Annotated in this window: 10 protein-coding genes; all 10 read left to right on the plus strand. The window is 70.3% G+C overall.

The annotated features are described in order from the left end of the window. Positions 1 to 43: 43 nt before the first annotated feature. The 10 genes from uvrC (at position 44) to RI578_RS29655 (ending at position 12660) form a co-directional block, all read left to right on the plus strand. Positions 44 to 2137 (plus strand): excinuclease ABC subunit UvrC, encoded by a 2094-nt coding sequence (gene uvrC, locus RI578_RS29610; RefSeq protein WP_310873926.1) that lies wholly within the window; start codon positions 44 to 46, stop codon positions 2135 to 2137. After that, positions 2134 to 3150, plus strand: a complete 1017-nt coding sequence (gene rapZ, locus RI578_RS29615) for an RNase adapter RapZ (protein WP_310873927.1) — start codon at positions 2134 to 2136, stop codon at positions 3148 to 3150. Before uvrC ends, rapZ begins: the two co-directional genes overlap by 4 nt. Beyond that, on the plus strand, positions 3147 to 4238 hold the full coding sequence (gene yvcK / locus RI578_RS29620) for a uridine diphosphate-N-acetylglucosamine-binding protein YvcK (protein ID WP_310873928.1): 1092 nt from the start codon (positions 3147 to 3149) through the stop codon (positions 4236 to 4238). The genes rapZ and yvcK overlap by 4 nt, the downstream gene beginning before the upstream one ends. Then, the gene (gene whiA, locus RI578_RS29625; RefSeq protein ID WP_210963217.1) at positions 4229 to 5221 is read left to right on the plus strand and encodes a DNA-binding protein WhiA; all 993 of its coding nucleotides are present in this window, start codon (positions 4229 to 4231) and stop codon (positions 5219 to 5221) included. Before yvcK ends, whiA begins: the two co-directional genes overlap by 10 nt. A gap of 191 nt (positions 5222 to 5412) precedes the next feature. Continuing rightward, positions 5413 to 8367, plus strand: coding sequence for a M14 family zinc carboxypeptidase (locus RI578_RS29630; protein WP_310873929.1), 2955 nt, complete (start codon positions 5413 to 5415; stop codon positions 8365 to 8367). Positions 8368 to 8594: 227 nt separating this feature from the next. Further along, positions 8595 to 9602 (plus strand): type I glyceraldehyde-3-phosphate dehydrogenase, encoded by a 1008-nt coding sequence (gene gap / locus RI578_RS29635; protein ID WP_310873930.1) that lies wholly within the window; start codon positions 8595 to 8597, stop codon positions 9600 to 9602. Between the two features lie 141 nt (positions 9603 to 9743). Next, positions 9744 to 10961: a phosphoglycerate kinase gene (locus tag RI578_RS29640; protein WP_310873931.1), complete on the plus strand. Its 1218-nt coding sequence runs from the start codon at positions 9744 to 9746 to the stop codon at positions 10959 to 10961. A 5-nt stretch (positions 10962 to 10966) separates the two neighbouring features. Further along, entirely contained in the window at positions 10967 to 11743 is a 777-nt protein-coding gene (gene tpiA, locus RI578_RS29645; RefSeq protein WP_310873932.1) for a triose-phosphate isomerase, read from the plus strand. Positions 11744 to 11880: 137 nt separating this feature from the next. Beyond that, positions 11881 to 12117, plus strand: a complete 237-nt coding sequence (gene secG, locus RI578_RS29650; protein WP_079160504.1) for a preprotein translocase subunit SecG — start codon at positions 11881 to 11883, stop codon at positions 12115 to 12117. 207 nt (positions 12118 to 12324) lie between these two features. Beyond that, positions 12325 to 12660: an RNA polymerase-binding protein RbpA gene (locus RI578_RS29655; protein WP_003976875.1), complete on the plus strand. Its 336-nt coding sequence runs from the start codon at positions 12325 to 12327 to the stop codon at positions 12658 to 12660. The last annotated feature ends 91 nt before the right edge of the window (positions 12661 to 12751 follow it).

Genomic DNA, 12751 nt, shown 5'->3' on the forward strand with positions numbered 1-12751 from the left:
CAGCCCCGCCGGAGTGTCGGTCCCCGCCAGTAGGGTGTGAGTCATGGCCGACCCCTCCAGCTACCGCCCCAGGCCGGGTGAGATCCCGGACTCCCCGGGGGTGTACAGGTTCCGCGACGAGCACCGCCGGGTGATCTACGTCGGAAAGGCGAAGAGCCTGCGCCAGCGCCTGGCGAACTACTTCCAGGACCTGGCGAACCTCCACCCCCGCACCCGCACCATGGTCACCACGGCCGCGTCCGTGGAGTGGACCGTGGTGTCCACGGAGGTCGAGGCGCTGCAGCTGGAGTACTCCTGGATCAAGGAGTACGACCCCCGGTTCAACGTGAAGTACCGCGACGACAAGAGCTACCCCTACCTCGCGGTGACGATGAACGAGGAGTTCCCGCGCGTGCAGGTGATGCGCGGCCACAAGAAGAAGGGCGTGCGGTATTTCGGACCGTACGGACACGCCTGGGCGATCCGCGACACGGTCGACCTCCTGCTGCGCGTCTTCCCGGTGCGCACCTGCTCCGCCGGCGTCTTCAAGAACGCCGCCCGGACCGGCCGCCCCTGTCTGCTCGGCTACATCGGCAAGTGCTCGGCGCCCTGCGTCGAGCGCATCTCCCCGGACGACCACTGGGACCTGGCCGACGAGTTCTGCGACTTCATGGCCGGCCGCACCGGCACCTATCTGCGCCGCTTGGAGCGGCAGATGGCCGAGGCGGCCGACGAGATGGAGTACGAGCGGGCGGCGCGCCTGCGCGACGACATCGGGGCCCTGAAGAAGGCCATGGAGAAGAGCGCGGTCGTGCTCGCCGACGCGACCGACGCCGACCTGATCGCGGTCGCCGAGGACGAGCTGGAGGCGGCCGTCCAGATCTTCCACGTGCGCGGCGGACGCGTGCGCGGCCAGCGCGGCTGGGTCACGGACAAGGTGGAGGAGATCACCACCGGCGCCCTCGTCGAGCACGCCCTCCAGCAGCTGTACGGCGAGGAGACCGGGGACGCGGTCCCCAAGGAGGTCCTGGTCCCCGCCCTGCCCGACCCGGTGGAGCCGGTCCAGCAGTGGCTGGCGGAGCGCCGCGGGTCGGGCGTGTCGCTGCGCATCCCGCAGCGCGGCGACAAGAAGGCACTGATGGAGACCGTCCAGCGCAACGCCCAGCAGGCGCTCGTCCTGCACAAGACCAAGCGCGCCTCCGACCTGACGACGCGCTCACGCGCGCTGGAGGAGATCTCCGACGCCCTCGACCTGGACAGCGCCCCGCTCCGGATCGAGTGCTACGACATCTCGCACCTCCAGGGCGACGACGTCGTGGCCTCCATGGTCGTCTTCGAGGACGGACTGGCCCGGAAGAGCGAGTACCGCCGGTTCCAGATCAAGGGCTTCGCCGGACAGGACGACGTCCGTTCCATGCACGAGGTCATCACCCGCCGCTTCCGCCGCTACCTCGCCGAGAAGGAGAAGACCGGCGAGTGGGCGGACGGGGAGGACGGCGCGGACGGGACGGAGGCGGGCGGCGACGAGCAGCTCACGGACGGCCCGGCCCTGAAGGACGACGACGGCCGGCCCAAGCGCTTCGCCTACCCGCCCCAGCTCGTCGTCGTCGACGGCGGGCAGCCGCAGGTAGCGGCGGCCCAGCGGGCCCTGGACGAGCTGGGCATCGACGACATCGCCGTCTGCGGACTCGCCAAGCGCCTGGAAGAGGTCTGGCTGCCCCGCGAGGACGACCCGGTCGTCCTGCCCCGCACCAGCGAGGGCCTGTACCTGCTGCAGCGGGTCCGTGACGAGGCGCACCGCTTCGCGATCACCTACCAGCGGGCCAAGCGCGCCAAGCGCTTCCGCTCCAGCCCGCTGGACGACGTGCCGGGCCTCGGGGAGACCCGCAAGCAGGCGCTGATCAAGCACTTCGGTTCGGTGAAGAAGCTCCGGTCGGCGACGATCGACCAGATCTGCGAGGTACCCGGCATAGGCCGCAAGACGGCCGAGACCGTGGCCGTGGCCCTCGCCCGGGCCACCCCGGCCGCACCCGCCGTGAACACGGCGACCGGAGAGATCATTGATGACGAGGACGGGGCACCCGAGACGACGGCGGATGCCCCTGGGGAGCCCGTGACCGCGGGCACCCCGGACGAACGACGGGGGCAGGAGAGATGACCGAGCACGAGGCACAGCCCACAGTGGGGCGAGAACAGGCCCACGGCACGACCGGCGAGGAGGCGGGCCCGCAGACGGCCGCTTCCGAACAGCGCCAGGACGACGGAGCACAGGTGAGTACGGGCAAGGAAACAGCCGGGGCGCACGAGGCGGCCATCCCCGAGCTGGTGATCATCTCCGGCATGTCCGGAGCCGGCCGCTCGACGGCGGCCAAGTGTCTGGAGGACCTGGGCTGGTTCGTCGTCGACAACCTCCCGCCCGCGCTGATCCCCACCATGGTGGAGCTCGGCGCCCGCTCCCAGGGCAACGTGGCACGGATCGCGGTCGTCGTCGACGTCCGCGGCCGGCGCTTCTTCGACAATCTGCGCGAATCCCTCGCGGACCTCGACTCCCGCGGCGTCACCCGCCGGATCGTCTTCCTGGAGTCCTCCGACGAGGCACTGGTGCGCCGCTTCGAGTCGGTGCGCCGCCCGCACCCCCTCCAGGGCGACGGCCGCATCGTCGACGGCATCGCCGCCGAGCGGGAACTGCTGCGCGAGCTGCGCGGCGACGCCGACCTGGTGATCGACACCTCCAGCCTCAACGTGCACGAGCTGCGCGCCAAGATGGACGCCCAGTTCGCCGGCGGCGATGAGCCCGAGCTGCGGGCCACCGTCATGTCCTTCGGCTTCAAGTACGGCCTCCCGGTCGACGCCGACCTGGTCGTGGACATGCGCTTCCTGCCCAATCCGCACTGGGTGCCGGAGCTGCGGCCGTTCACCGGCCTGAACGAGGAGGTGTCCTCGTACGTCCTCAACCAGCCCGGGGCCAAGGAGTTCCTCGACCGCTACACCGAGCTGCTCCAGATGATCGCCGCGGGCTACCGTCGGGAGGGCAAGCGCTATGTGACCGTCGCCGTCGGCTGCACCGGCGGCAAGCACCGGTCCGTGGCCATGTCGGAGAAGCTCGCCGCCCGGCTCGTCGCCGAGGGCGTGGAGACGGTGGTCGTCCACCGGGACATGGGACGGGAATGACAGGACGTACTCCGCGGCTGAGCAGGCTGCGCCGGGTGGTGCCCGAGGGGCGCGGCGGCAGGCCCGCCGACGCCCGCGCCGCCCGGCCCGAACAGGCGCGCGGCGGCAAGCCGCGCCGCCGGGGCGCCCAGCCCAAGGTCGTCGCCCTCGGCGGCGGCATGGGCCTGTCCGCCTCGCTCGCCGCACTGCGCCGGATCACCGGCGACCTCACCGCCGTCGTCACCGTGGCCGACGACGGCGGCTCCAGCGGGCGCCTCCGTGACGAGCTGGGCGTCCTGCCGCCCGGCGACCTGCGCAAGGCGCTGGCCGCGCTGTGCGGCGACGACGACTGGGGCCAGACCTGGGCCCGCGTCATCCAGCACCGCTTCCAGTCCCAGGGCGACCTGCACGAGCACGCGGTCGGCAATCTGCTGATCGTCGCCCTGTGGGAGCAGCTGGGCGACCACGTCCAGGCGCTGGACCTGGTCGGCAAGCTGCTCGGCGCGCACGGACGGGTGCTGCCCATGTCCGCCGTGCCGCTGGAGCTCCAGGCCCTGGTCAGAGGGCACGACCCGGACCGGCCCGACGAGGTGGACACCGTGCGCGGGCAGGCCACCGTGGCGCTCACGCCCGGCGAGGTGCAATCCGTGCACCTGGTGCCGAACGACCCGCCCGCCGTCCCGGAGGCGGTCGACGCCGTCCTGGACGCGGACTGGGTGGTGCTCGGCCCCGGCTCCTGGTTCTCCTCGGTCATCCCGCACCTGCTCGTGCCCGATCTGCTGGACGCGCTCGTCGAGACGAAGGCCCGCCGGGTGCTCTCCTTGAACCTCGCTCCGCAACCCGGAGAAACCGAGGGCTTCTCACCGCAGCGTCATTTGGAGGTTTTGGGACGACACGCCCCTAAACTCGCCCTGGACGTGGTGCTGGCCGACGAGGCCGCCGTGCCCGACCGTGACTCGCTCACCGACGCCGCGAAACGGTTCGGCGCCGCTGTCGAACTGGCTCCGGTCGCCCGGACCGACGGGACCCCGAGGCACGACCCGGAGCTGCTGGCCGCCGCGTACGACCGTATTTTTCGGATGCATGGAAGGATCGGCCCATGGCGATGACGGCAGCGGTGAAGGACGAGATCTCCCGGCTCCCCGTCACCCGGACCTGCTGCAGAAAGGCGGAGGTCTCCGCCATTCTGCGGTTCGCCGGCGGCCTCCACCTGGTGAGCGGGCGCATTGTGATCGAGGCGGAGCTGGACATCGCGAGGGCGGCCCGGCGGCTCAAGCAGGACATCCTGGAGATCTTCGGACACAGTTCCGAGCTGATCGTGATGGCGCCGGGCGGGCTGCGCCGCGGCTCGCGTTTCGTCGTCCGGGTGGTCGCGGGCGGTGACCAGCTCGCCCGCCAGACCGGCCTGGTGGACGGCCGGGGACGCCCGATCCGCGGCCTGCCGCCGCAGGTGGTCTCGGGGGCCACCTGCGACGCCGAGGCAGCCTGGCGCGGAGCCTTCCTGGCGCACGGCTCACTCACCGAGCCCGGCCGCTCCTCCTCCCTGGAGGTGACCTGCCCGGGCCCCGAGGCCGCGCTCGCGCTGGTCGGCGCCGCCCGCCGGCTGTCGATCCCCGCCAAGGCCCGCGAGGTGCGCGGCGTGGACCGGGTCGTGGTCCGCGACGGCGACGCGATCGGCGCCCTGCTCACCCGGCTCGGCGCCCACGACGCGGTGCTGGCCTGGGAGGAGCGGCGGCTGCGGCGCGAGGTCCGCGCCACCGCCAACCGCCTCGCCAACTTCGACGACGCCAATCTGCGCCGCTCCGCCCGTGCGGCCGTCGCCGCCGGCGCCCGGGTCCAGCGCGCCCTGGAGATCCTCGCCGACGACGTGCCCGAGCACCTCGCCGCCGCGGGCCGGCTCCGCATGGAGCACAAGCAGGCCTCGCTGGAGGAGCTGGGCGCCCTCGCCGACCCGCCGCTGACCAAGGACGCCGTCGCCGGCCGCATCCGCCGCCTGCTGGCCATGGCCGACAAGCGGGCCTCGGACCTCGGCATTCCCGGCACGGACGCCAACCTCGGCGAGGAGGAGCTGGCCGACAACCTCGTCGGCTGACCGAACACGCGTCGGCCCGCCGCACACGGGCCGTCAACGAGCCGGTGCGGGCGCCCACTTGGGTGACCGGCACCGGCTTTCGCGTGTCCTTGCCGCGCTCTTGACTCGATCATGAGCTGTCATGAGCCTGGCATCTGTTCGCTGCTGTGGCGAACGCAGGCCTGTCGGACAGGCCCCACCTAGGGGGGTTCATGAGACGAAGAGCGAGATCGATCCTCGCCGTCGGCGCGCTCCTGATCGGCGGAGCGAGCTTCGCGCCCATCGCCCAGGCACAACCCGCCGGCCCCGCGACCGCGGACACCGACGAGGTGAAGGTCTTCCGCGCCGACGTGACCCAGGAGCAGGTACCCCTGCTGCTGGCCGCCGGCCAGGACGGCCACGAACTCGGTGAGCAGGTCCCCGACAAGGGGACGGCCACCGTCGAGGTCTACCTCACCGACCAGCAGGCCGGGAAGCTGGAGAAGCAGGGCGTCGACCTCAAGGAGCACACCCTCTCCACCCGTGCCGAGAAGCGCGTCGAGGACGCCGCCGAGGGCGTCTTCCGCCCGTACAGCGGCAGCGGCGGCCTCAAGGAGGAGATCCTGCGGACCGCGCAGGAGAACCCCCGCCTCACCAAGGTCGTCTCCATCGGCAAGACGGTGAACGGCCAGGACATCCTCGCGCTCAAGCTCACCAAGAACGCGAAGAAGTCGAAGGACGGCTCCAAGCCCTCCGTCCTCTACATGTCCAACCAGCACGCGCGCGAGTGGATCACCCCGGAGATGACCCGGCGGCTGATGCACCACTACCTGGACAAGTACGACAAGGACCGGCGGATCAAGAAGCTGGTCGACTCCACCGAACTGTGGTTCCTCCTGTCGGCCAACCCCGACGGCTACGACTACACGTTCGAGGACACCGACAACCGGCTGTGGCGCAAGAACCTGCGCGACAACAACGGTGACGGCGCCATCGGCACCGGCGACGGCGTCGACCTCAACCGCAACTTCGCCTACAAGTGGGGCTACGACGACGAGGGCTCGTCCCCCAACCCCACCAGCCAGACCTACCGCGGCGACGGCCCCAACTCCGAGCCCGAGACCAAGGCCCTGGACGCCTTCCAGAAGCGGATCGGCTTCACCTACGGCATCAACTACCACTCCGCCGCCGAACTGATCCTCTACGGGGTCGGCTGGCAGGTGGCCACGAACACCCCGGACGACGTCCTCTACGAGGCGCTCGCCGGCACGCCCGAGAATCCCGCGATCCCCGGCTACCACCCGCAGGTCTCCTCGGAGCTGTACACCACCAACGGCGAGGCGGACGGCCACGCGGCCAACGTCAACGGCGTGGCGATGTTCACCCCGGAGATGTCGACCTGCCAGACCATCTCCGAGCAGGACCCCGACGACGAGTGGAACGCGGGCGACTGCCAGTCGGGCTTCAACTTCCCCGACGACGAGAAACTGATCCAGCAGGAGTTCGCGAAGAACATCCCCTTCGCGCTCTCCGTCGCCGAGAGCGCCGCCCACCCCGACCGGCCGTCCTCCGCGGTCGGCCTGGAGGCCGCCGACTTCACCCCGGCCCCCTTCACCACCTCCTACTCGCGCGGCGCCGACCAGGAGGTCTCCGTCGTCGTACGCAAGTCGGTGCGCGACAAGGAGCTGAAGTACCGCGTCAACGGCGGACGCGTCCACGACATGAAGCTGCGGCCCTGGCGGGGCGGCGAGACGTACGGCGGCGAGGACAACCTCTACTTCGACGAGTACCGGGCCAAGGTCAAGGACGGCGACCGCGGCGACCGGGTCGAGGTCTGGTTCGCCGGCGAGACGAAGCGCGGCAAGCGGACCGAGAGCGAGCACTTCACGTACACGATCGCCGAGCGGCCCCGCGCGGACGTCCTCGTCGTCGCCGAGGAGGGCGCGAAGGTCACGCAGACCCAGAAGTACGTCGACGCCCTGAAGGCCAACGGCCGGCGGGCGGCCGTCTGGGACGTCGCCACCCAGGGCGCGCCCGACGCGCTCGGCGTCCTCGGCCACTTCCACACCGTCGTCCACCACACCGGCGCCGCGGTGCCCGGCAACGCCACCCAGCTCCAGCTGCGTGCCTTCCTCAACGAGGGCGGCAGGCTGATCGAGGCGGGTGAGCGGGCCGGCGGCAGCGTCGACCTCGGCGACGGCACCATGTCCAACGACTTCAGCCAGTACTACCTGGGCGCCTACACCCGCACCTCGACCCCCGGGGCCACCGGATTCACCGGCTCCGGCAAGCTCGGCGGAACCACCGGCACACTCGGCGACGCCCCCGGCAACCCGCTGGACACCGCCGGAACCTACAGCGTCACCTCGGACCAGCTGCCCACCGACACCTACCCGCAGTTCGCGAGCGCGGGCGCCGGGAAGTTCGCCGGGACCGTCAACCCGTACGGGCCCTACGCGGGGGAGTGGATGGCCGCCGCCGTCCACACCGACGACGCCTACAAGCGGCTCACCCGCACCGTCGACCTCACCGGTGTCGCCGCCTCCGACCGGCCCACGCTCCGCACCCAGCTGCTGTGGGACACCGAGAGCGGCTACGACCACGCCCTGGTCGAGGCGCACACCACCGGCGCCGACGACTGGACCACGCTCCCCGAGACGGGCGGCGCCACCGGCACGGCCGTACCGGCGGAGTGCGCGGCCGGGTTCTACATGGGTGAGCACCCCTGGCTGGAGCACTACCTGACGCTGTCCGACGACGGCTGCACCGCGACCGGCACCACCGGGCAGTGGAACAGCCTCACCGGCGCCTCCGGGGGCTGGCGGCAGGTCGAGTTCGACCTGAGTGCCTACGCCGGGAAGTCCGTCGAGGTGTCGATCGCCTACGTCACCGACCCCGGCAGCGGCGGACGCGGCGTCCTCGCCGACGAGGCCTCGCTGGTCGTCGGCGGCACGGCGACCGAGACCGAGGGCTTCGAGACCGCGCTCGGCGCCTGGGAGGTCTCCGGGCCGCCCGCGGGCAGCCCCGCCGTCCTGAAGGACTGGGCCCGCACCGGGACCCTGTTCCAGACGTACGGCGCGGTCACCACGGACGACACGGTCCTGCTGGGCTTCGGCCTGGAGCACCTCACCGAGCCGGCCGCCCGGACGGCTCTGATCCGGCAGGCGCTGCGTGCCCTGGATGAGTGAAATCCGCGGCGCAGGGGACTGACCCGGTGTAGCGAAATCGGGTGATCGGTCCCCATGGCCGAGGGCGGTCCGTACCCCTACTGGCGGGTACGGACCGCCCTGCCGGGTATGGGTCGTCTCGATGTCACCCCCGAGGCCCCGGAGAGGTAGGGTCGGAGGTGGTCGGGGACATCCCAAATACAGCTCGCCGGCACATCGGGCCGGCGTACCAACGAGGAGATCGGTTCGTGACGATCCGCGTAGGCATCAACGGCTTTGGCCGCATCGGTCGTAACTACTTCCGCGCGCTGCTGGAGCAGGGTGCAGACATCGAGATCGTGGCTGTCAACGACCTGGGTGACACCGCGACCACCGCCCATCTGCTGAAGTACGACACCATCCTCGGGCGCCTCCCGTACGAGGTCTCGCACACCGAGGACACCATCACCGTCGGCGACAAGACCATCAAGGTCCTCGCCGAGCGCAACCCCGCCGACATCCCGTGGGGCGAGCTGGGTGTCGACATCGTCATCGAGTCGACCGGCATCTTCACGAAGAAGGCCGACGCCGAGAAGCACATCGCGGGCGGCGCGAAGAAGGTCCTCATCTCGGCCCCGGCCAAGGACGAGGACGTCACCATCGTGATGGGCGTCAACCAGGACAAGTACGACGCGGCGAACCACCACGTCATCTCCAACGCCTCCTGCACCACCAACTGCGTGGCGCCGATGGCCAAGGTCCTCGACGAGAACTTCGGCATCGTCAAGGGCCTGATGACGACGGTGCACGCGTACACGAACGACCAGCGCATCCTGGACTTCCCGCACAAGGACCTGCGCCGCGCCCGTGCCGCCGCGGAGAACATCATCCCGACCACCACGGGTGCCGCCAAGGCCACCGCGCTGGTCCTCCCGCAGCTCAAGGGCAAGCTGGACGGCATGGCGATGCGCGTCCCGGTCCCGACCGGCTCGGTCACCGACCTGGTCCTGGAGCTCGGCCGCGAGGTCACCAAGGAAGAGGTCAACGCCGCCTTCCAGAAGGCCGCCGAGGGTGAGCTCAAGGGCATCCTCGAGTACACCGAGGACGCGATCGTCTCCTCGGACATCGTCAACGCCCCGGCGTCCTGCACCTTCGACTCGTCCCTGACCATGGTCCAGGACGGCAAGAACGTGAAGGTCATCGGCTGGTACGACAACGAGTGGGGCTACTCCAACCGCCTCGTCGACCTCACGGTCTTCGTCGGCAACCAGCTCTGATCGACTCGGACTCAGCAGGCACCTCGATGCGGTAGCAGGGCTCGGACAGCGCAAGGCCGCGCTGCCCGGGCCCTGCGTCGCGTCCGCAGCGACCAGCCCTCGTAGGATCACGAGCGATCCGAGAACCCAGGAGCCCACTGCATGAAGACGATCGACGAACTGCTCTCCGAAGGCGTCACTGGCAAGCGCGTCTTCGTCCGCGCCGACCTCAACGTGCCGCTGGACGGCACCACCATCACCGACGACGGCCGCATCCGCGCCGTGGTGCCCACCGTCAAGGCCCTGGCCGACGCGGGCGCGCGCGTGATCGTCGCCTCGCACCTGGGCCGCCCCAAGGGCGCCCCGGACCCGGCCTTCTCCCTCGCCCCCGCCGCCGCCCGCCTCGGTGAGCTGCTCGGCGAAGGCACCGGCGTCGCCTTCGCCGAGGACACGGTCGGCACCGCCGCCGAGGCCACCGTCTCCGGTCTGTCCGACGGTCAGGTCGCGGTCATCGAGAACCTGCGCTTCAACGCCGGCGAGACCAGCAAGGACGACACCGAGCGCGCCGCCTTCGCCGACAGGCTGGCCGGCCTCGCGGACGTCTACGTCGGCGACGGCTTCGGCGCCGTGCACCGCAAGCACGCGTCGGTCTACGACCTGCCGAAGAAGCTCCCGCACTACGCCGGGTACCTCATCGCCACCGAGGTCGGCGTCCTGAAGAAGCTCACCGACGACGTCCAGCGCCCTTACGTGGTCGCCCTCGGCGGCGCCAAGGTCTCCGACAAGCTCGCCGTCATCGACCAGCTGCTCGGCAAGGCCGACCGGCTCCTCATCGGCGGCGGCATGGCGTACACCTTCCTCAAGGCCCAGGGCCACGAGGTCGGCATCTCCCTCCTCCAGGAGGACCAGATCCCGACGGTCAAGGAGTACATGGAGCGCGCGGAGAAGAACGGCGTCGAGCTGGTCCTCCCCGTCGACGTCCTGGTCGCGTCCGAGTTCCCGGACCTGAAGACCAAGGCCCCGGCCAACCCCGCCACCGTCGCCGCGGACGCCATCCCGGCCGACCAGGAGGGTCTGGACATCGGTCCCGAGACCCGCAAGCTGTACGCATCGAAGCTCGCCGACGCGGCCACCGTCTTCTGGAACGGCCCCATGGGCGTCTTCGAGCACCCCGACTACGCCGAGGGCACCAAGGCGGTCGCCCAGGCCCTCCTCGACTCCCCGGGCTTCACCGTGGTCGGCGGCGGCGACTCCGCCGCGGCCGTCCGTACGCTCGGCTTCGACGAGAACGCATTCGGCCACATCTCGACCGGCGGCGGCGCCTCCCTCGAATACCTCGAGGGCAAGACGCTCCCCGGCCTCGCCGCACTGGAGGACTGACCTCAATGACCACCCGCACGCCGCTGATGGCGGGCAACTGGAAGATGAACCTCAACCACCTCGAGGCCATCGCCCACGTCCAGAAGCTCGCCTTCGCCCTCGCGGACAAGGACTACGACGCCGTCGAGGTCGCCGTCCTCGTCCCCTTCACCGACCTGCGCTCGGTGCAGACCCTGGTCGAGCACGACAAGCTCAAGATCAAGTACGGCGCCCAGGACGTCTCCGCCCACGACGGCGGCGCCTACACCGGCGAGATCTCCGGCCCGATGCTGGCCAAACTGCGCTGCACCTACGTCGCGATCGGCCACTCCGAGCGCCGCCAGTACCACGCCGAGACCGACGAGCTGGTGAACGCCAAGGTCAAGGCCGCCTACAAGCACGGTCTCACCCCGATCCTGTGCGTCGGCGAGGAGCTGGACGTCCGTGAGGCGGGCAACCACGTCGCCCACACCCTCGCCCAGGTCGAGGGCGGCCTGAAGGACCTCCCGGCCGAGCAGGCCGAGACCGTCGTGATCGCCTACGAGCCCGTGTGGGCCATCGGCACCGGCAAGGTCTGCGGCGCCGAGGACGCCCAGGAGGTCTGCGCGGCCATCCGCGGCAAGCTCGCCGAGCTGTACTCGCAGGAGCTGGCCGACAAGGTCCGCATCCAGTACGGCGGCTCGGTCAAGTCCGGCAACGTCGCCGAGATCATGTCGCAGGCCGACATCGACGGCGCCCTGGTCGGCGGTGCCTCGCTGGACTCGGACGAGTTCGTCAAGATCGTCCGCTTCCGCGACCAGTAGCCTGCCCACCAGGTCGATCAGCGGGTCGACCGGTGAGTATGCGTCGGCGGCGATACGTCGTACCCTTGCGGGGGCATGGTGGCCTGCTGTCACCGTGCCCCCGTCGTTCATCCGAATCCGAGGAAGTTGGTCCAGCCGTGGTTTTGGGGTTCTCGATCGCCCTGATCGTCTTCAGCCTGCTGCTGATGCTGCTGGTGCTGATGCACAAGGGGAAGGGCGGCGGCCTCTCCGACATGTTCGGTGGCGGCATGCAGTCGTCCGTCGGCGGCTCCTCGGTCGCCGAGCGCAACCTCGACCGGATCACCGTGGTGGTCGGTCTGCTGTGGTTCGCGTGCATCATGGTGCTCGGCCTGCTGATGAAGGCGAACAACTGAACAACTGACACACCCCGCACTTGAGCACGTAAAGCCCCATGTTCGGTACGCGCCGCACGGCGCCGCCTATCATGGGGCTTGCGTCTGGGCGCTTGGGCTTGTAACTCCAATCACTGGACGCGCGTTGGGCCTTACGTAGACTGAGGCGCTCGCAGCGAAGCGAACGCCGACTCGCTTTGCGGCACCATCACGCAGGGAGTTACGACCGTGGCAAGTGGCAACGCGATCCGGGGAAGCCGGGTCGGGGCGGGGCCGATGGGCGAGGCCGAGCGTGGCGAGTCCGCGCCGCGCCTGCGCATCTCCTTCTGGTGCTCCAACGGACACGAGACGCAGCCGAGCTTCGCGAGCGACGCACAGGTCCCCGAGACCTGGGACTGCCCGCGATGCGGTTTCCCCGCCGGACAGGACCGGGACAATCCGCCGGACCCGCCGCGCACCGAGCCCTACAAGACGCATCTCGCCTATGTGCGCGAGCGTCGCAGCGACGCGGACGGCGAGGCGATTCTCGCCGAGGCGCTCGCCAAACTGCGGGGCGAGATCTAGTTCCCCCTCTGTCGGTCTTCTTCCGTACTGATCAATTAGGTTGGACCAGCCGGGACAGCTGGGACACCGAAGGAAGAAGGCTGAAGTCCGA

Origin of the sequence: Streptomyces sp. BB1-1-1, assembly GCF_031597775.1 — a bacterium.
GTDB classification, from domain to species: Bacteria; Actinomycetota; Actinomycetes; order Streptomycetales; family Streptomycetaceae; genus Streptomyces; species Streptomyces thinghirensis.

Excerpts from the sequence above, each read along its gene's own strand:
- rapZ (WP_310873927.1), top strand. The coding sequence starts at position 2,134 with ATGACCGAGCACGAGGCACAGCCCACAGTGGGGCGAGAACAGGCCCAC.
- tpiA (WP_310873932.1), top strand. The coding sequence starts at position 10,967 with ATGACCACCCGCACGCCGCTGATGGCGGGCAACTGGAAGATGAACCTC.
- uvrC (WP_310873926.1), top strand. The coding sequence starts at position 44 with ATGGCCGACCCCTCCAGCTACCGCCCCAGGCCGGGTGAGATCCCGGAC.
- whiA (WP_210963217.1), top strand. The coding sequence starts at position 4,229 with ATGGCGATGACGGCAGCGGTGAAGGACGAGATCTCCCGGCTCCCCGTC.
- RI578_RS29640 (WP_310873931.1), top strand. The coding sequence starts at position 9,744 with ATGAAGACGATCGACGAACTGCTCTCCGAAGGCGTCACTGGCAAGCGC.
- RI578_RS29630 (WP_310873929.1), top strand. The coding sequence starts at position 5,413 with ATGAGACGAAGAGCGAGATCGATCCTCGCCGTCGGCGCGCTCCTGATC.
- yvcK (WP_310873928.1), top strand. The coding sequence starts at position 3,147 with ATGACAGGACGTACTCCGCGGCTGAGCAGGCTGCGCCGGGTGGTGCCC.